Source organism: Burkholderia theae (assembly GCF_048565265.1).
GTDB lineage: Bacteria > Pseudomonadota > Gammaproteobacteria > Burkholderiales > Burkholderiaceae > Burkholderia > Burkholderia theae.
Genome location: NZ_CP183461.1, coordinates 152,320 through 171,590 on the forward strand (window position 1 = coordinate 152,320; position 19,271 = coordinate 171,590).

Below are 19,271 nucleotides of genomic sequence, written 5' to 3' on the forward strand. Positions count from 1 at the left end.
CGCGCGATGCAGAACCGGGAAACGGCCGCCGCGGGTAGCGCACAGGGCGGCGCGCCGCTGTCGGGCGAGGCGCTCGAAGCCGTGCTCGTCGCCGAACTGGGCGACGCGCTGGTCACGCGCTCGGCCGACATCGATCCCCGCTACTTCACGGCGTACAACGAGCCGGCCGGCGTCCGGCCGCGTGCGCTGGTGCGCCCGCGCAGCGTCGACGACGTGTCGCGCACGCTTGCGCTGTGCGCGCGGCTCGGCCAGCCGGTGGTGCCGCAAGGCGGGCTGACGGGGCTCGCGCGCGGCGCGGTCGCGCTCGGCGGCGAGATCGTGCTGTCGATGGAGCGCTTCGCGGGCATCGACGCGCTCGACGCGGCGGCCGGCACGATGACCGTGCGCGCCGGGACGCCGCTGCAGACGGTGCAGGAGGCCGCGGAAGCGGCGGGCTTCACGTTCGGCGTGGATCTCGGCGCGCGCGGCTCGTGCCAGATCGGCGGCATGCTCGCGACCAATGCGGGCGGCACGCGCGCGATCCGCTACGGGATGATGCGCGAGCAGGTGCTCGGGCTCGAGGCCGTGCTCGCGGACGGCACGGTCGTGTCGTCGATGAACCGGATGCTGAAGAACAACGCGGGCTACGACCTGAAGCAGCTGTTCATTGGCAGCGAAGGGACGCTCGGCGTCGTCACGCGCGCCGTGCTGCGGCTGCATCCGTTGCTCGCCGCGCCGGCCACGGCGCTCTGCCGCGTGCGCGACTACGACGCGGTGGCGGGATTGTGGAACCGCATGCGTACGCTGCCCGAAGTCGTCAGTTTCGAGGCGATGTGGCCGTCGTTCTACGACTACGTTGCGCATCACACGCCGGGCGTGGCCGCGCCGTTCGCGGGCGACGGCGGTTTCGCGGTGCTGATCGAATGCGCGACGAGCGCGCCGGGCGGCGATGCGCACCATGCGCTGGAAACCGGCCTCGCAGCCGGGATCGACGCAGGGCTCGTCGAAGACGCGGTGCTCGCGACGTCGGAGCGGCAGGCGCGCGACCTGTGGACGCTGCGCGAAGGTCTCGCGATCGATGCGCTGCCCCATCTCGTCAACTTCGACGTGAGCCTGCCGACGGGCGAACTCGGCGCGTTCGCCGAGCGCTGCGAGGCGGCGCTGCGGGCGCGCTGGCCGGACGTCACGTGCCTGTTCTTCGGCCATGTCGGCGACGGCAACGTGCATATCGGCGTGTCGCTGGCCGGCATGACCGACGCGGACGCCGACGCGCTCGATCACTGCGTGTACGCGGTGGTGCGGGACATGGGCGGCTCGGTGTCGGCCGAGCACGGCATCGGCGCGCTCAAGCGTCCTTATCTCGCGCACACGCGCAGCGACGCGGAAATCGGGCTGATGCGGCGGCTGAAGACCGCGCTCGACCCGCACGGCATCCTGAATCCCGGCAAGGTACTTTGACGGGGGCGATTCCCGTTGCAGACGGGAATCGGCCTTCGTTCCTTGTCAGCCGTCCACCCAGCGCAGTGCGCCGATCTTCAGGTGTTCGACGACGCTGCGCGCCCAGTCGAGCTCAGCGTTGAGCAGCACGAGCGCATGTTCGTTCTGCAGCAGGAACAGGCGCGGCACCTGGTCGGCCTGCGCGGCGTTGCGCAGCGTTTCGAGGCGTTCGCGCTCGGCGTCGAGCCGGGCAATGCGAAGCTCGAGCTGGTGCCGTGCATCGTCGGCGTCGAGCAGCGGCAGGAACGCGAGGCCGGCGCCGAAGGCGGGAAACTCGCGTGCGGGCTCGGCCAGCAGCGCATGCAGCCAGGTTTGCCCGGCCGCGTGCCCGGCCTCGGTCAGCGCATAGAGCGTGCGCTCCGGAAATGCACCGTCACGCTCGGTGTCGTGCACGGCGATCAGCCCGTCGCGCAGCAGCCGGTCGATCGTCTGGTAGAGGCTCGTGCGCTGCCGCACGTTGACGACTTCGTCGTACCCGCGGGCCTTCAGTTGCTGCAGCATCCCGTACGGATGCATCGGCGTTTCGGTGAGCGTCGCGAGGACGGCCAGCGCGAGCGGGGATGGGCGACTCGTTGGCATGAATAGTTATGACATATCTAGTAATAATATAACTATTCTCAACCAGACTATCTTATTTCACAAGGGTTTCAGCCGAGGTGCGAACGCTTCGCGGCCGGCGCGACGGTTTCCATCGTCGCGAGACCGTGCACGATTCCGCAATCCTCGACCGAATGCTCGCCGACACACTGGCGGCGCAATTCGGTGAGCTGGTCGCGCAGATGCGTGAGTTCCGCGAGGCGCGCGTCGACGTGTCCGATGTGGTCGTCGAGCAGCGAATTGATCGAATCGCAGCGGTCGGCCGGCACGTCGGTGAGCTGCAGCAGCGCGCGGATCTCGTCGTGCGCCATGTCGAGCGCGCGGCAGTTGCGGATGAAGCGCAGCCGTTCGACGTGCACGTCGGTGTAGTTGCGGTAGTTCGAGTCGGTGCGCTCCGCATCCGGCATCAGACCCTCTTTCTCGTAGAAGCGGATCGTTTCGGGTGTACAGCGGGCCGCTTTGGCCAGTTCGCCGATCTTCATGCCTTTCTCCCGTGTAAGGGTTGACCTTGTAGTGGCTTCAGGGTGTTAACTCTACACCGTCAAGCCACAAAGGAGGTTGTCATGACCGACGCCCAGCGTACCCACGACCCACGACACCGTCATGCCGACGGCGCCGATACGTGCTGCGCCGACTCGCGCGACACGCAGACGGCGACCGTTGCCGACGCGGCGCCGGCGGCCGGCGAGCGCGCGCATGCCCACGACCATGATCATGGCCATGGCGGCAAGGGGCACGATCACGACCATGCAGCCGACGATGCGCATCAGCACGGCGCGGCGTGCTCGCACGACCACGCCGCGCACGATGACGCGGGTCACGACCACGATCACGATCATGCGCACGGCGATGCGCATGTCCATGGCGCCGCGTGCTCGCACGACCACGCCAGGCATGACCATGCCGGTCACGACCACGACCACGACCACGACCACGACCACGACCACGACCACGACCACGACCACGACCACGACCACGACCACGACCACGACCACGACCACGACCACGCGGCCGGCGACTGCTGCGCGCCTGCCGCGCTGACGCTCGCGCCGCTGCCGGTCGCGCAGGCGACCGCGTCGGGCCACGTGCGCTCCGCGTTCCGGATCATGCAGATGGACTGCCCGACCGAGGAAACGCTGATCCGCAAGAAGCTCGGCGGGATGAACGAAGTATCGGCGCTCGAATTCAACCTGATGCAGCGGATGCTGACCGTCGAGCACGTGCCCGGCGCGCAGCCGGCGATCGAAAGCGCGATCCGCACGCTCGGGATGACGCCCGAGGCCGCGTCGCCCGGCGCACCGACGGCACGCGTCGCCGACGCGCCCAAGCCGTGGTGGCCGCTGGCGCTGGCGGGCGTCGCCGCGGTCGCGTCCGAGGGCGCGACCTGGGCCGGCCTGCCCGTGTGGCTGGCGGCGGCGCTCGCGCTCGTCGCGGTGCTCGCGTGCGGGCTCACCACGTACAAGAAGGGCTGGATCGCGATTCGCAACGGCAACCTGAACATCAATGCGCTGATGAGCATCGCGGTGACGGGCGCGATGGCGATCGGCCAGTGGCCCGAGGCCGCGATGGTGATGGTGCTGTTCACGATCGCCGAACTGATCGAGGCGAAGTCGCTCGACCGCGCGCGCAATGCGATCCAGGGCCTGATGCAGCTCGCGCCGGACACCGCGACCGTGCGGGAAGCCGACGGCTCGTGGCGCACGATCGAGGCCGCGCAGGTCGCGCTCGGCGCGGTCGTGCGCGTGAAGCCGGGCGAGCGCATCGGGCTGGACGGCGAAGTCGTCGCGGGCCGCTCGACGGTCAACCAGGCGCCGATCACCGGCGAGAGCCTGCCCGTCGAGAAGACGGCCGGCGATGCGGTGTACGCGGGCACGATCAACGAATCGGGTTCGTTCGAATACCGCGTGACGGCCGTCGCGGCCAACTCGACGCTGGCGCGGATCATCCACGCGGTCGAGGAGGCACAGGGCGCGAAGGCGCCGACGCAGCGCTTCGTCGATCAGTTCGCGCGCGTCTACACGCCGATCGTGTTCGCGGTCGCGCTGCTGGTCGCGGTGGTGCCGCCGCTCGTCGCGGGCGGCGGGTGGCAGGACTGGATCTACCGCGCGCTGGTGCTGCTCGTGATCGCGTGCCCGTGCGCACTGGTGATCTCGACGCCCGTGACGATCGTGTCGGGCCTCGCGGCCGCGGCGCGGCGCGGGATTCTCGTGAAGGGCGGCGTGTATCTGGAAGAAGGGCGCAAGCTCGCGTGGCTCGCGCTCGACAAGACCGGCACGATCACGCACGGCAAGCCGGTGCAGACCGACTTCGACGTGCATGCGTCCGACGCCGATGCCGCGCAGGTCCGGCACCTCGGCGCGAGCCTCGCCGCGCGCTCGGATCATCCGGTGTCGCAGGCGATCGCGACTGCGGCGCGCGATGCCGGAACGGCGGCGTTCGCCGATGTGCAGGACTTCGAAGCGCTGGTCGGGCGCGGCGTGCGCGGCACGATCGACGGCGCGCGCTACTGGCTCGGCAACCATCGGCTCGTCGAGGAGCTCGAGCGTTGCTCGCCGGCCCTCGAAGCGAAGCTCGACGCACTCGAGCGGCAGGGCAAGAGCGTCGTGGTGCTGGTCGACGACGCACGCGTGCTCGGCATCTTCGCGGTGGCCGACACGATCAAGGACACGAGCCGTGAGGCGATCGCCGATCTGCACGCGCTCGGTATCCGTACCGCGATGCTGACGGGCGACAACCCGCATACCGCGCAGGCGATCGCGCAGCAGGCCGGCATCGACGACGCGCGCGGCAACCAGTTGCCGGAAGACAAGCTCGCGGCGGTCGAGGAGCTGTCGGCCGGCGGCGCGGGCGCGGTCGGGATGGTCGGCGACGGGATCAACGATGCGCCGGCGCTCGCGCGCGCCGACATCGGTTTCGCGATGGGCGCGATGGGCACCGACACGGCGATCGAGACGGCCGACGTCGCGCTGATGGACGACGACCTGCGCAAGATTCCCGCGTTCGTGCGGCTGTCGCGCGCGACGCACCGCGTCCTGGTGCAGAACATCGGCTTCGCGCTCGGCGTGAAGATCGTGTTCCTCGGCCTGACGGTCGCGGGGCTCGGCACGATGTGGATGGCGGTCTTCGCCGACGCGGGCGCGAGCCTGATCGTCGTGGCCAACGGCTTGCGGCTGCTGTCGTCCTCCGGGGCGTTCGGCGACGCGCGGGCCAAGCGTTGAGGAGCGGGCGATGAGCTTTCTGAAACGGATCCTGGGCGGCCACGGCGGTGGCCATGGCGGCGGGCAGGGCAGCAGCGGCCACGGTGGCGGGCATCATGGCGGGCAGCGCCGGGAAGGGCATGGCGGCCACGAAGCGCGCGGCCGCGATCGTCACGGCTGGGGCTGGCAGGCGCCGGCCGACGGGCAGGGCGGCCAGGGCGGCAACGTGCCGCTGAGCCAGCTCGCCTGCGCGGGCTGCGGCGCGCTCAACGCGGCGGATGCGCGCTTCTGCACGCAGTGCGGTGCGGCGCAACGCGGCAAGGCGTGCAGCCGCTGCCACGCGGCGCTGGCCACCGACGCGCGTTTCTGTCCGGGGTGCGGCACGCAGGCCGCCTGAGTGTGCAGGCCGTTCGTGCCGGCCGCACATGAATGCCGGCCGGCGCGGTTCGTTTCAGGGCCGGCGCACCGGCCCTTCGATCAGCGCAGCGGCAGGTGGATCTCGGTGCGCAGGTCGGCCGGCGCGGCATCCATCGGCGTATTGAGGTACAGCTCGAACGGCGGCGCGTCGGCGGCTTCGCGACCCGAGTGGCGCAGCCAGTCGCCGTAGAGCCACTGGTAGGCGGTCTTCAGGTCCGCATACGGGCCCGTGTGCAGCAGCACCGCGTATTCGCCGCCCGACACCGTCACGCGTTCGACGGGCGGCACGGGCTCGATGTCCGGCGCACCGTCGGCCGGTGTGAAGCAGGCCTTCGCGCGCAGTTGCGCTTCCGGTGTCGTATCCGGATCGTCGTAGAAAATGCCGATCATCTTCGCGCCCGGGCCGATCAGCCCGTGTTGCCCGACCCACGCGCCGATCCGGCCGAACGCGTCGCCGACCTTCATGTACGCGCCGGTGTGCGCGACCGCGTAGCCGCGCAGTTCCGGCAGGCGCCGGATCTCGACTTCGTGCTTGAACATGTCTTGCTCTCCTCTCTGTAGCGGATAAATCGGCCGGTGAGCCCCCGTGCGCCGGTGCTGGGCGGGCGGCACGCCGTAGGCGTCGCGAAACGCGCGTGCGAACGCATGCGTCGAACCGTAGCCCGCGCGCCGCGCGATTTCGTCGATCGGCCGGTCGGTGCAGACGAGATCCTCGGACGCGCGAACGATCCGCATCCGCCGCACCGTCAGCACGATCGACTCGCCGTACAGCGCGCGATAGACGCGCTGCCAGTGATACGGCGACAGGCACGCGACTTCGGCGAGCCGGTTCAGGTCGAGCGGGCCGTCGAGGTGCGTGCGGATGTAGTCGTGGACGCGCGCCACGCTGGCCGCATAGCGGATCCACGCGGGCGTCTCGGTTTTCGTTTCGACTGTCATCGGCGTGTCCGGGCAGGAACCGACGTCACGGTAGCACGGCCCGAATGGACAAATCTTGCGGAAATGCGTAGCGGCCGGCTAATCCGCCCCTTTTTATTTCATCGAAATGGGGTCTTGCCCCCCCGTGATCAACAACTAAAGTTAAAGACGGTGAAATCGGGTGAAGGCGTCATTTTTCTCGGGTACTTTGCTCAAGCGGCAACGCACGTGTTTCGAAGTACGCAGGTAGTTCGTCGATGTTCAATCGCAACGCCACGTTTTTCGGGAGAACAAGAAATGGATGCTTCCAGCTTCATCACGTCGCTGCAGGCCACGCTAGGCGGATATCTGCCAAAGATCGCCGGCGCGATCGGCATCCTGGTGATCGGCTGGCTGATCGCGGTGGTCGTGCGGGCGGGCGCGCTGCGCCTGCTCAGCGCGCTGAAGGTCGATCAGCGGATCAACGAAAGCACCGGCCAGGGCGCGTATGTCGAGCGGATCATCGCCGGCGGCCTGTTCTGGCTCGTGCTGCTCGTCACCGCGGTGGGCATCTTCAACGTGCTCAACCTGTACGCGGTCTCCAATCCGTTCTCGCTGCTCGTCACGCATATCGTCAACTACCTGCCGAACCTGATCGGCGGCGCGGCGCTGACGCTGATCGCGTGGCTCATCGCGTCGCTGCTGCGCAGCCTCGCGAACCGCGCGCTGAAGGCGAGCAAGATCGACGACAAGCTGTCCGAAGGCGCGGGCATGCAGCCGATGAGCGGCTATCTCGGCGACGTGCTGTTCTGGCTCGTGATCCTGATGTTCCTGCCGGCGATCCTCGCGTCGTTCGCGCTGTCGGGGCTGCTGTCGCCCGTGCAGGGGATGGTCGACAAGCTGCTCGCGATCGTGCCGAACCTGTTCGCGGCCGCGGTGATCGGCTTCGTCGGCTGGGTCGTCGCGCGCGTGCTGCGCGGCCTCGTGACGAACCTGCTCGTAGCTGCAGGCGCCGACCGCCTCACGCAGCGTCTCGACAGCCCGACGCCCGTGCGCGTATCGAGCCTGATCGGCACGATCGTCTACGTGTTCGTGTTCGTGCCGACGCTGATCTCCGCGCTCGATGCGCTGAAGATCGACGCGATCTCGGGTCCCGCGACCAACATGCTGAACCAGTTCCTCGGCGCGGTGCCGGACATCGTCGCGGCGATCGTGATCGTGCTCGTCACGTTCTACTTCGCACGCTTCGTCGCGTCGCTCGCGCAGAAGCTGCTGGAAGCCGCCGGTGCCGACGGGCTGCCGGCCGTGCTCGGCGTCGAGCGCGTGTTCTCGGGGATCCTGCAGCCGTCGGTGCTGGTGGCGCGGCTGATCGTGTTCTTCGCGATGCTGTTCGCGTCGGTCGAAGCCGCGAACCGGCTCGGTTTCTCGCAGGTGCGCGACGTCGTCACGCTGTTCATCGAGTTCGGCGGCCACGTGCTGATGGGCGGCTTGATCCTCGTGATCGGCGTGTGGCTCGCGGGCCTCGCGCGCCGCGTGATCGAGCAGGCCGACCGTGAGCACAGCGTACTGTTCGCGCGCATCGCGCAATTCGCGATCCTCGGCCTCGTGTTCGCGATGGGGCTGCGCGCGATGGGCATCGCCAACGAGATCGTCCAGCTCGCGTTCGGCCTCGTGCTCGGCGCGATCGCGGTGGCCGTCGCGCTGTCGTTCGGCCTCGGCGGCCGCGAAGCGGCCGGCAAGCTGCTCGACCGCTGGTTCAACCAGCGCGGCGGCGGCCAGTAAGTGCCGGTGGTCCGGCCGCGTCGTGCGGCCGGACGGCCATGGCGACGATCGTGGCCGGCGTTTCCGTCAGCGAAACGTAACCCGCGATCTTTGCCGAATTTCGATAACACGTCGTTTAATGACTCTCTAGCATCGATTCTCAGTCGCGCACGCCGACAGGCCCGGCGCCTTTGAGGAGAAAGTCCGATGAAAGCAGAGTCGAATGGCCGGCCCGCCGCCGGCGCCAAGTCGTCCGGCCAGCCCGCGCTGCAGCAGACGCTCGGGACCTGGCAACTGTGGGGCATCGCGGTCGGTCTCGTGATTTCCGGCGAATACTTCGGCTGGAGCTATGGCTGGGCGAGCGCCGGTACGCTGGGCTTCGTCATCACCGCGCTGTTCGTCGCGGCGATGTACACGACCTTCATTTTCAGCTTCACCGAGCTGACGACGTCGATCCCGCACGCGGGCGGCCCGTTCGCGTATGCACGCCGCGCGTTCGGCCCGACCGGCGGTTATCTCGCCGGCGCCGCGACGCTCGTCGAGTTCGTGTTCGCGCCGCCGGCGATCGCGCTCGCGATCGGCGCGTACCTGCACGTGCAGTTTCCGGGCCTCGAGCCGAAGCATGCGGCGATGGGCGCGTATCTCGTGTTCATGGCGCTGAACATCGTCGGCGTGCAGATCGCCGCGACCTTCGAGCTCGTCGTCACGCTGCTCGCGATCTTCGAACTGCTGGTGTTCATGGGCGTCGTGTCTCCGGGCTTCGCGTGGAGCAACTTCATGAAGGGCGGCTGGTCGGGCGCCGATCATTTCAGCGTCGGCGCATTCCACGGGATGTTCGCGGCGATCCCGTTCGCGATCTGGTTCTTCCTCGCGATCGAGGGCGTCGCGATGGCCGCCGAGGAAGCGAAGAACCCGAAGCGCTCGATTCCGATCGCCTACGTGGCCGGGATCCTGACCCTCGTCGCGCTCGCGATCGGCGTGATGGTGTTCGCCGGCGGCGCGGGCGACTGGACCAAGCTCGCGAACATCAACGATCCGCTGCCGCAGGCGATGAAGTACATCGTCGGCGCGAACAGCGGCTGGATGCACATGCTCGTGTGGCTCGGGCTGTTCGGGCTCGTCGCATCGTTCCACGGGATCATCCTCGGCTATTCGCGCCAGATCTTCGCGCTGGCCCGCGAAGGCTACCTGCCGGAGTGGCTCGGGAAGGTGCATCCTCGCTTCAAGACCCCGCATCGCGCGATCCTCGCGGGCGGCGTGATCGGCATCGCGGCGATCTACAGCGACGAGCTGATCCAGTTCGGCGGGCAGACGCTGACCGCGAATATCGTGACGATGTCGGTGTTCGGTGCGATCGTGATGTATATCGTCAGCATGGCGTCGCTGTTCAAGCTGCGCCGCTCGCAGCCGAACATGGCGCGGCCGTTCCGCGCGCCGCTGTACCCGATCTTCCCGGCATTCGCGATCGTTGCAGCGGTCATCTGTCTCGGTACGATGGTGTACTTCAACGGGCTGGTCGCGCTGGTGTTCCTCGGCTTCCTCGCGTTCGGCTACGCGTACTTCCTCGCGACCCGTTCGCAGCGCGAGAGTGCGCCGGGCGACGCGCTGCTGGAGGAGTGAGCAGGGTGAAGGTGAACGGCCGTTCCTGACGGCATCCGGCGCGCCCCGTCGAACGGGCGCGCCGTCGGCTTTTGGCAAGGAGACTCGCACGATGTCCTACACGGAGACGATCGGTCCGCGCACGTACCGCTTCGCGGACCTGAAGACGCTGCTCGCGAAGGCGAGCCCGCTGCGTTCCGGCGACCAGCTCGCCGGTGTCGCGGCGGCGAGCGAGGAGGAACGCGTGGCCGCGAAGATCGCGCTCGCGGGCGTGCCGCTGAAGGCGTTCCTGAACGAAGCGGTGATTCCGTATGAAGACGATGAAGTCACGCGCCTGATCGTCGACGATCACGACGCGCAGGCGTTCGCGGAAATCTCGCACCTGACGGTCGGCGATTTCCGCAACTGGCTGCTGTCGCCCGCGGCCGACGGCGCGGCGCTCGAACGGATCGCGCCGGGCCTCACGCCCGAGATGGTCGCGGCCGTGTCGAAGCTGATGCGCAACCAGGACCTGATCGCGGCCGCGCGCAAGCGCCGCGTGGTCACGCGCTTTCGCAACACGGTCGGGCTGGCCGGCCGGATGTCGGTGCGGCTGCAGCCGAACCACCCGACCGACGACGTGAAGGGCATCGCCGCGTCGATGCTCGACGGGCTGATGTACGGCTGCGGCGACGCGATGATCGGCATCAACCCGGCAACCGACAGCCTCGCGGCGATCGTGAAGCTGCTCGCGATGATCGACGGGTTCCGCGAACGCTATGGCGTGCCGACGCAGTCGTGCGTGCTCACGCACGTGACCAACACGATCGCGGCGATCGAGAAGGGTGCGCCGGTCGATCTCGTGTTCCAGTCGATCGCGGGCACCGAGAAGGCGAACGCGAGCTTCGGGATCTCGCTCGCGCTGCTCGGCGAGGCGCGCGAGGCCGCGTTGTCGCTCAAGCGCGGCACCGTCGGCAACAACCTGATGTACTTCGAGACGGGCCAGGGCAGCGCGTTGTCGGCGAACGCGCATCACGGCGTCGACCAGCAGACCTGCGAGGTGCGTGCGTATGCGGTTGCACGCAAGTTCGAGCCGTTCCTCGTGAACACGGTGGTCGGCTTCATCGGCCCCGAATACCTGTACGACGGCAAGCAGATCATCCGCGCGGGGCTCGAGGATCACTTCTGCGGGAAGCTGCTCGGCGTGCCGATGGGTTGCGACATCTGCTACACGAACCACGCGGAAGCCGATCAGGACGACATGGATACGCTGCTCACGCTGCTGGGCGCGGCCGGCATCAACTTCATCATGGGGATTCCGGGCGCGGACGACGTGATGCTGAACTACCAGAGCACGTCGTTCCACGACCAGCTCTACGTGCGCGAGGTGCTCGGCCTGCGCCGCGCGCCGGAGTTCGAGGAGTGGCTGGAGACGATGGAGATCGCCGACGCGCACGGCGCGCTGCGCGCCGCGACGTCGCGCGTGCCGCTGCTGGCGGGCGCGAACGACTGGATGGGGATTTCGGCATGAGCGACGCCGTCGAAAAGAACCCGTGGGCGCAGCTGAAGTCGTTCACGAACGCGCGGATCGCGCTCGGTCGCGCGGGCAACAGCCTGCCGACCGCGCCGCTGCTCGCGTTCAACCTGTCGCACGCGCAGGCGCGCGACGCCGTGCATCAGCCGCTCGACGCGGATGCGCTGCGGGCCGAGCTCGGCGCGGCCGGCTTCGCGACGCTCGGCGTGCAGAGTGCCGCGCCCGATCGCCAGCATTACCTGCGCCGGCCCGATCTCGGCCGCAAGCTGTCCGACGAAGGGCGCGCGCTGCTGGCCGCTCACGGCGCGGCGCTCGACGATGCGCCGGACGTCGTGTTCGTGGTCGGCGACGGGCTGTCTGCGTTCGCGGCCGCGAAGCAGGCGCTGCCGCTGCTGCAGGCCGTGCGATCGAGGCTGGACACGGACGGCTGGCGGATCGGCCCGGTGGTGGTGGCGACGCAGGCGCGCGTCGCGCTCGGCGACGAGATCGGCGAACTGCTGCGCGCGAAGGTCGTCGCGATGCTGATCGGCGAACGGCCGGGGCTCAGCTCGCCCGATAGCCTCGGCGTGTACCTCACGTGGGCGCCGAAAGTCGGCTGCCACGATGCGCTGCGCAACTGCATTTCGAACGTGCGGCCCGAAGGGCTGCCGCACGCGGCCGCCGCGCACAAGCTGCATTACCTGATGACGCATGCGCGCCGGCTCCAGCTGACGGGCGTCGGGCTGAAGGACGACAGCGATGCGCTGCTGCCGCCGTCCGACACGGAGCGGATCGGGGCGGGGTGACGGCGCGCGGCTACTTGAACAGCCGCTCGCACAGAAAATCGACGAACACGCGCAGCTTCGGCGACAACTGCCGGCTCGACGGCCACACGATCGAGAATTGCCCCGGTGCGATCCGGTAGTCGTCGAGCACGGTGACGAGCGCGCCGTGTTCGAGCGCGTCGCGCGCGAGGAAGTCGGGCATGTAGCCGATGCCGAGCCCCGCGAGCACGGTGCCGCGCAGCGCTTCCATGTTGTTGCAGGTCATCGCGGTGCGCAGCTTCAGCGGCGTGCCGTCGGCGGCCGCGAGCGCCCAGTCCTGCAGCTTGCCGGTGGTCGGGAAGCAGTAGCGCACGCAATCGTGCGCTTCGAGATCGTGCGGCGTGCGCGGCGTGCCGGCCTGCGCGAGATACGCGGGCGTCGCGCACAGCACGAACGCGAACGGGCCGAGCCGCCGCGACATCAGGCGCGAATCCGACAAAGGGCCGCTGCGGATCACCGCGTCGAAGCCGCCTTCGACGACGTCGACCATCCGGTCGTTGAAATCCAGATCGAGTTCGACGTCCGGGTAGCGCTGCCGGAATTCGGGCAGCACGGGCAGCAGGAAGCGGTAGCCGATCACCGGCAGGCTCACGCGCAGCTTGCCGCGCGGGCGCTGTGCCGATGCCGTCACGGTCGCTTCGGCATCGCGGAAATCCTCGAGGATTTGCTGGCAGCGTTCGTAGAAGTGCCGCCCTTCGTCGGTCAGCGTGACGCGCCGCGTCGTGCGGTTGAACAGGCGCACGCCGAGCGACAGTTCGAGTTTCGCGATCGTCTTGCCGACCGCCGACGCCGAGATGCCGAGCGTGCGGCCGGCCGCGACGAAGCTGAGCGCGTCGGCGGTGCGGACGAAGGCGACGATGCCGGTCAGGTTTTCCATCGAAGTGCGTGCGTCGATGCGGGTGGCTGGATGAATTGCGGAATTTTAGTCCGTTATATGCGGAACTTAGCGTGGTTTTTCGAGGATTGAATCGGATTTATCTTCTGTCGCTCCAACGGCGCATCCGCGCCGGCTTTTCGAGGAGCGATGATGGATCACCCGTTTTCAGACGCTTCAGCCGTGTCGGCGCGCCGGCGCGCGTGGGTGCTGGCCGCCGTCTGCATGGCCGCCGTCGCGCTGCCGCTGTCGTTTTCGGGCGGCGCGGTCGCGACGCCGGCGATCGGCCGCGACCTGCACGGCGGCCCGGTCGCGATGAACTGGATCACCAACGCGTTCATGCTCGCGTTCGGCAGCTTCCTGATGGCGGCGGGCGCGCTGGCCGACCAGTTCGGCCGCAAGCGCGTGTTCGCGATCGGCGTCGGCGGTTTCACGCTGATGTCGGCCGCGCTCGCCTTCGCGCCGTCGATGCTCGCGGTCGACCTGCTGCGCGCCGCGCAAGGGCTCGCGGCGGCCGCGGCGCTCGCGGGCGGCACGGCGGCGCTCGCGCAGGAATTCGACGGCGCGGCGCGCACGCGTGCGTTCAGCCTGCTCGGCACGACTTTCGGCATCGGGCTCGCGTTCGGGCCGGTGCTGGCCGGTGTCCTGATTGGGCATTACGGCTGGCGCGCGATCTTCGTGACGGGCGCGGTGGCCGGCGTGCTGTCGCTGGTGTTCGGGCTGCCGCGCATGCACGAGTCGCGCGATCCGCATGCGACCGGGCTCGACTGGCCCGGCACGGCCGCGTTCACCGCCGCGCTGACGCTGTTCACGTTCGGCGTGATCGAGGCGCCCGCGCGCGGCTGGTCGAGCCCGCTCGTGATCGTGCTGCTGGCCGGCGCGGCACTCGGCGCGTGTGCGTTCGTGATGATCGAGACGCGCGTCGCGCGGCCGATGCTCGACCTGTCGCTGTTCCGCATCGCGCGCTTCGTCGGCGTGCAGGTGCTGCCGGTGTCGACCTGCTGCTGCTACATCGTGCTGCTCGTCGTGCTGCCGCTGCGCTTCATCGGCATCGACGGCTTCAGCGAAATCGACGCCGGCTGGCTGATGCTCGCGATCTCCGCGCCGATGCTGGTCGTGCCGCTCGTCGCGGCGACGCTTACGCGCTGGCTGTCGGCCGGCGTGATCTCGGGGCTCGGGCTGCTGGTCGCGGCGGCCGGGCTCGTGTGGCTCGGCATCGCGCTGCGCGGCGGCGCGGGGCCTGCGGCGATCGCGCCGATGCTCGCGATCGGCGTCGGGGCCGGCATGCCGTGGGGGCTGATGGACGGGCTGTCGGTGAGCGTCGTGCCGAAGGAGCGCGCGGGGATGGCGACAGGCATCTTCAGCACGACGCGCGTGGCCGGCGAGGGGATCGCGCTCGCGATCGTCGGTGCGGTGCTGGCCGCGCTCGCGCAGACGGGGCTACGGCAGGCGGCCGGCGCCGCCGGCACGCCCGACGCGACGCTGCGTGCGGCCGCGCGGCTCGCGACCGGCGATCTCGCCGGCGCCGCGGCCGCGCTGCCGGGCGTCGGCCATGCGGCGCTGCTCGCGAGTTATACGCATGCGTTCGACCGGCTGCTGACCGGGCTGGCCGTCGTCACGGTGTTGTGCGCGGTGGTGGTGTTCGTGTTTCTCGGTGAACGGCCGGTGGCCGCCGAAACGGGCGACGACACGGACGGGCATGCGCATGCCGACGTGCCGGCACGCAGCCGGATCGAACCGGCCTGCGTGGAGACGCACGGGGGCTGAGCGGTTGCGTTATCGAGTCGTCGAGCAGCATGGCGCTTCGGCCATCGCAGCCGTCGCGCCGTCGTGTTTCATCGTGACCGGCATCCGCACGCCGACGCTGCGCTCATCGCATCACGCCAACACGAGCGGCGGCAGTGCCGCATCGGCACGCGCTTGCGCCCGTTCGACCGCGACCACCACATAGCGCTTCGCGTCGGGCCACAGATGCGCGCGGCTTCCCGCATCCTCGTCGATCGTCGCGCGCCCCTGCACGAGCCAGGTCGTCTGGCGCACGAAATCGACGAACAGCAGCGCGATGGCCGGATTCACCAGCAGGTTGCCGATCGTGTTGAACAGGTTGTTGCCCGCGAAGTCGGGCAGCACGAGCGTGCGGCAGTCGGGCAGGTCAACCAGCGGCGCGAACGAGCCGTCGGCGCGCGGCTGGCGGCCGCGGTACGAGCAATCGCTGTCGCCCGCCGCGTCGGCGGTCGCGACGATCAGGAACGCCTGCTCGCGGATGAACGCGACGGCGTCGTCGGTCAGGGGGCCGGGGTCGCTCATGGGGTCGATCGGCGCGAACGCCGTTGCGTGTGGACAGGATGCGCGATTCGCACGCAAGCGACATGCCACGCGGCGCCGCCCGCCTGCCCGTGCCGCCCGGCACACCCACTGTGGAAGTTTCGAACACCGGCCACGCCGCTGCGCAGTCGCGGTGTTCAGAATCGGCACACTCGCCGTGCTGCATGCGCGGCCACGGTACGGCGCCCACCCGAGCCGGCCGCGGTCGCGCTGCTTCCGTTTCGCTCCCGTCCTGATTGGCACGCATGTTGCGTAAACGAGTGCAGCGCGGTCCAACCGGCGCTGTACTCACACAAGCACGATGAACAGGAGACATGTATGAACCCGTTTGACCTGAAGCAACTGGGCCTCGACGTCGAATACCCGTACCGTCAGCAGTACGACAACTACATCGGCGGCAAGTGGGTGGCGCCGGTGAAGGGCGAGTATTTCGAGAACGTGTCGCCGATCAACGGCCAGCCGTTCTGCCGCGTGCCGCGCTCGGGTGCCGACGATATCGAGCTGGCGCTCGACGCCGCGCATGCCGCGCGCCGCAAGTGGGGCAAGACGTCCGTGGCCGAGCGCGCGAACCTGCTGCTCGCCGCCGCCGAGCGGATGGAAAAGAACCTGAAGCTGCTGGCCGTGGCCGAGACGATCGACAACGGCAAGCCGCTGCGCGAGACGATGGCGGCCGACCTGCCGCTCGCGATCGACCACTTCCGCTATTTCGCGGGCTGCATTCGCGCGCAGGAAGGCGGCATTTCCGAAATCGACGACAACACCGTCGCGTATCACTTCCACGAGCCGCTCGGCGTCGTGGGCCAGATCATCCCGTGGAACTTCCCGCTGCTGATGGCCGCGTGGAAGCTCGCGCCGGCGCTCGCGGCCGGCTGCTGCGTCGTGATGAAGCCGGCCGAGCAGACGCCCGCGTCGGTGCTCGTGCTGATGGAACTGATCGGCGACCTGTTCCCGGCCGGCACGATCAACATCGTGAACGGCTTCGGCAAGGAAGCGGGCGAAGCGCTCGCGACCAGCAAGCGGATCGCGAAGATCGCGTTCACGGGTTCGACGCCGGTCGGCAAGCACATCCTGCGCGCGGCGGCCGACAGCCTGATCCCGTCGACGGTCGAACTGGGCGGCAAGAGCCCGAACATCTTCTTCGCCGACGTGCTCGACCAGGACGACGCGTTCCTCGACAAGGCGCTCGAAGGGCTCGCGATGTTTGCGCTGAACCAGGGCGAAGTGTGCACGTGCCCGTCGCGCATCCTGATCCAGGAATCAATCTACGAACGCTTCATCGAGAAAGCTGTCGCGCGCGTCGAGCGCATCAAGTCCGGTCACCCACTCGACCTGCAGACGATGATCGGCGCGCAGGCGTCGCAGCAGCAGCTCGACAAGATCCTGTCGTACATCGACATCGGCCGCGGCGAAGGCGCGCAATGCCTGACGGGCGGCGAGCGCACGGCGCCGGCCGCCGAACTCGGCACGGGCTACTACGTGAAGCCGACGATGCTGCTCGGCAACAACAAGATGCGCGTGTTCCAGGAAGAGATCTTCGGGCCGGTTGCGTCGGTGATGACGTTCAAGGACGAGCAGGACGCGATCGAACTCGCGAACGACACGTTCTACGGGCTCGGCGCGGGCGTGTGGACGCGCAACGGCACGCGTGCGTACCGGATGGGCCGCGAGGTCGAGGCCGGCCGCGTGTGGACCAACTGCTACCACCTGTACCCCGCGCATGCGGCGTTCGGCGGCTACAAGCAGTCGGGGATCGGCCGCGAGACGCACAAGATGGCGCTGTCGAACTATCAGCAGACGAAGTGCCTGCTGGTCAGCTATCAGGCCGAGGCGCTCGGGTTCTTCTGATCGCCGACACGGTGGCGAAGTGCCGGTCATCCGGCACTTCGCCCTGTTCGATTTCGACATCCGGCAGCCGGCGTCGGCCGCGCAGTGTCGCGGCCCGCGCTGGAAACGATACCGGCCGTCGCGTGTTCGCGGCGGCGTGGCGTGCGGACGCGCGTGACGGAAACCAGCATGACAGAACTGCCCCGATCCTTTGCGTGCCACCCCGTATTCCACGCGGGCGAACTCGACGCGCAGCACCGTTTCGGCGTCGCCGACGAAGCCGAGCGGATGAGCGACGTGGTGACGACGCGCGTGAGCATCGGCGTGCGGCAATTCGTCGAATCGCAGCCGTTCATGTTCATCGGCACCGCGTGCGGCGCTCGTACGAGCGTGACCTGCGACATCGTGCAGAGCCTGCGCGACGCGCGCGGCGAGCTGTTGCCCGTGGTCCGCGTGATCGACACGAAGACGCTGCGGTTCGCGTTGCCCGCACAGGGCGGCGCTGGCCGGATCGACGCGGCAGCGTGCGACGGCAGCGGTGTCGGGTTGCTGTTCGTCGATTTCATGCGCGGCATCCGCTACCGGATCAACGGCCGCGCCACGCTGCGTGCCGATCTGCCGGAAGCCGACGCGGCGCCCTGGCCGGCCGGCAGCACGATCGTCGAGCTGGCGGTCGCGCAGGCGTACGGCAACTGCGGCACGCGGGTCGTGCGGCTACGGCCGGCAGCCGGTAGTCGATAGCCTCGGTAACAAGCGGCGACGCGCATGCGCGGTCGTCGCGCGGATCGCACCGGCGGCGTGCGCCGCGCGCCGCGTCCGGGTGCGCCCGTATGGCGCGCACCGGCCGGGCAGCGTGGAATGACGGGCTGGTTGCCGGGCCGCACGGTTCGGCACGGGACTTGCGTGACAAACGCGGTTCCGGGCAGGTGAGGGAGGACACGATGGATCAACACGTGGCGTATATCGAAGAACCGACCGCCGAAGACACGCGGCGCAACGCGCAGGGCGACGATGCGCTGGCCGGGCAGGCCGTCGTCAGCGTCGCGCACGATGCGGACGAGCAGGCACGCAACCTGATCGGCTGGCGGCAGACCTACGACCAGCTCGCGGCCGGCCGTTTCGTCGGCACGCTGACCGAGCTGCCGCTCGACACGATGAAGCTGTTTCGCGAATCGACGAGCCACCTGCTGCGTCAGGCGTGCGAGGTGCGCGGCGATGCGTACTGGTTCGGCATTCCGCTCGTGTGCGATGGCACGGCGCGCGTCGATGCGTGTCGCATCGGGCCCGGCGCGCTCGCGTTCCGGCCCGGCAACGTCGAATTCGAACTGGTGACGCCCGCGCAGTTTTCGATCTACGGCGTCGTCGTGCGTGGCGACGTGCTGCGTCGTTATGCGGAGGAGGTCGAACACCGCGCGCTCGACGAGCAGCTGTTCACGCAGCGCGTGATGCAGGTCGGCGATGCGCGGCTCGCGCGCCTGTGTGCGCTGCTCGGCCGCCGGCTCGACGGCGCGGTGGCCGTGGCCGGCCCGCTGCCCGATGCGCAGCGCGACGAGCTGCAGGCCGAGGTGCTTGCCGCGCTGTTCGATGCGTGCACGCAACCGGGCGACGATGGCGCGGGCCGCACGCCGTCGACGCGCCGCTGGATCGTCGAGCAGGCGCGCGACTACGTGCTCGCGCACCGCACGCGCCCGGTCGGCGTGCCCGAGCTGTGCGAGCAGTTGCACGTGAGCCGGCGCACGCTGCAGTACTGCTTCCAGGACGTGCTCGGGATGGCGCCCGCGACCTATCTGCGCACGCTGCGGCTGAACGGCGCGCGGCGCGACCTGTGCGGTCGCGCGGCCGGCTCGGTGCAGGATGTCGCGGAGGCGTGGGGCTTCTGGCATCTGAGCCAGTTCGCGACCGATTACCGGCGGCTGTTCGGCAAGCGGCCGTCGGAGACGCTGCGCGATCGCGCGGTGATGGTCGCGGCGGGGTGACGACGGCGGCGC

At 69.1% G+C, this 19,271-nt stretch carries 16 protein-coding genes; 11 read left to right on the forward strand and 5 right to left on the reverse strand.

The window, feature by feature from the left end:
• The first annotated feature begins 6 nt into the window (after window positions 1-6).
• On the forward strand, window positions 7-1,437 hold the full coding sequence (locus tag ACN22W_RS00675; protein WP_419685722.1) for an FAD-binding oxidoreductase: 1,431 nt from the start codon (window positions 7-9) through the stop codon (window positions 1,435-1,437).
• 45 nt (window positions 1,438-1,482) lie between these two features.
• Here ACN22W_RS00675 and ACN22W_RS00680 read toward each other — a convergent pair whose 3' ends face one another.
• Both ACN22W_RS00680 and cadR read right to left on the reverse strand, forming a co-directional pair.
• The gene (locus tag ACN22W_RS00680) at window positions 1,483-2,055 is read right to left on the reverse strand and encodes a PadR family transcriptional regulator (protein ID WP_343494375.1); all 573 of its coding nucleotides are present in this window, start codon (window positions 2,053-2,055) and stop codon (window positions 1,483-1,485) included.
• A gap of 68 nt (window positions 2,056-2,123) precedes the next feature.
• Complete coding sequence (cadR, locus tag ACN22W_RS00685) at window positions 2,124-2,555, reverse strand: Cd(II)/Pb(II)-responsive transcriptional regulator (protein WP_129513385.1); 432 nt, start codon at window positions 2,553-2,555, stop codon at window positions 2,124-2,126.
• Between the two features lie 81 nt (window positions 2,556-2,636).
• On the opposite strand from cadR, the gene ACN22W_RS00690 reads away from it, so the two are divergent.
• Window positions 2,637-5,291: a heavy metal translocating P-type ATPase gene (locus tag ACN22W_RS00690; protein ID WP_419685724.1), complete on the forward strand. Its 2,655-nt coding sequence runs from the start codon at window positions 2,637-2,639 to the stop codon at window positions 5,289-5,291.
• Window positions 5,292-5,301: 10 nt separating this feature from the next.
• Window positions 5,302-5,667 (forward strand): zinc ribbon domain-containing protein, encoded by a 366-nt coding sequence (locus tag ACN22W_RS00695; protein ID WP_193097405.1) that lies wholly within the window; start codon window positions 5,302-5,304, stop codon window positions 5,665-5,667.
• Between the two features lie 80 nt (window positions 5,668-5,747).
• Here the strand turns inward: ACN22W_RS00695 and ACN22W_RS00700 are convergent, their stop codons facing one another.
• Window positions 5,748-6,626 carry an AraC family transcriptional regulator gene (locus ACN22W_RS00700; RefSeq protein ID WP_419685726.1) on the reverse strand — a complete coding sequence of 293 codons (879 nt, stop codon included), beginning with the start codon at window positions 6,624-6,626 and terminating at the stop codon, window positions 5,748-5,750.
• Between the two features lie 276 nt (window positions 6,627-6,902).
• On the opposite strand from ACN22W_RS00700, the gene ACN22W_RS00705 reads away from it, so the two are divergent.
• From ACN22W_RS00705 to eutC, 4 genes are all read left to right on the forward strand, one after another.
• Window positions 6,903-8,366: a mechanosensitive ion channel gene (locus tag ACN22W_RS00705; protein WP_129513389.1), complete on the forward strand. Its 1,464-nt coding sequence runs from the start codon at window positions 6,903-6,905 to the stop codon at window positions 8,364-8,366.
• A gap of 186 nt (window positions 8,367-8,552) precedes the next feature.
• Complete coding sequence (eat, locus tag ACN22W_RS00710; protein WP_048247867.1) at window positions 8,553-9,965, forward strand: ethanolamine permease; 1,413 nt, start codon at window positions 8,553-8,555, stop codon at window positions 9,963-9,965.
• A gap of 91 nt (window positions 9,966-10,056) precedes the next feature.
• Window positions 10,057-11,454, forward strand: a complete 1,398-nt coding sequence (locus tag ACN22W_RS00715) for an ethanolamine ammonia-lyase subunit EutB (RefSeq protein WP_193097408.1) — start codon at window positions 10,057-10,059, stop codon at window positions 11,452-11,454.
• Complete coding sequence (eutC, locus tag ACN22W_RS00720) at window positions 11,451-12,242, forward strand: ethanolamine ammonia-lyase subunit EutC (RefSeq protein WP_419685728.1); 792 nt, start codon at window positions 11,451-11,453, stop codon at window positions 12,240-12,242. Before ACN22W_RS00715 ends, eutC begins: the two co-directional genes overlap by 4 nt.
• Before the next feature lie 10 nt (window positions 12,243-12,252).
• Here eutC and ACN22W_RS00725 read toward each other — a convergent pair whose 3' ends face one another.
• On the reverse strand, window positions 12,253-13,137 hold the full coding sequence (locus ACN22W_RS00725; RefSeq protein WP_419685730.1) for a LysR family transcriptional regulator: 885 nt from the start codon (window positions 13,135-13,137) through the stop codon (window positions 12,253-12,255).
• 150 nt (window positions 13,138-13,287) lie between these two features.
• Here ACN22W_RS00725 and ACN22W_RS00730 point away from each other — a divergent pair, with 150 nt between their 5' ends.
• Window positions 13,288-14,901 (forward strand): MFS transporter, encoded by a 1,614-nt coding sequence (locus ACN22W_RS00730; RefSeq protein ID WP_419685731.1) that lies wholly within the window; start codon window positions 13,288-13,290, stop codon window positions 14,899-14,901.
• A gap of 111 nt (window positions 14,902-15,012) precedes the next feature.
• Here ACN22W_RS00730 and ACN22W_RS00735 read toward each other — a convergent pair whose 3' ends face one another.
• Entirely contained in the window at window positions 15,013-15,441 is a 429-nt protein-coding gene (locus ACN22W_RS00735) for a pyridoxamine 5'-phosphate oxidase family protein (RefSeq protein ID WP_419685733.1), read from the reverse strand.
• A gap of 336 nt (window positions 15,442-15,777) precedes the next feature.
• Between ACN22W_RS00735 and ACN22W_RS00740 the strand changes: the two genes are divergently transcribed.
• The 3 genes from ACN22W_RS00740 to ACN22W_RS00750 all read left to right on the forward strand — a co-directional run bounded on the left by ACN22W_RS00740 (window position 15,778) and on the right by ACN22W_RS00750 (window position 19,259).
• A complete protein-coding gene (locus ACN22W_RS00740; RefSeq protein WP_193097411.1) occupies window positions 15,778-17,304 on the forward strand; it encodes an aldehyde dehydrogenase family protein in 1,527 nt (508 codons plus the stop codon).
• 168 nt (window positions 17,305-17,472) lie between these two features.
• Window positions 17,473-18,024, forward strand: a complete 552-nt coding sequence (locus ACN22W_RS00745; RefSeq protein WP_419685735.1) for a hypothetical protein — start codon at window positions 17,473-17,475, stop codon at window positions 18,022-18,024.
• 200 nt (window positions 18,025-18,224) lie between these two features.
• Window positions 18,225-19,259, forward strand: a complete 1,035-nt coding sequence (locus ACN22W_RS00750) for a helix-turn-helix domain-containing protein (RefSeq protein ID WP_129513397.1) — start codon at window positions 18,225-18,227, stop codon at window positions 19,257-19,259.
• Window positions 19,260-19,271: the final 12 nt, after the last annotated feature.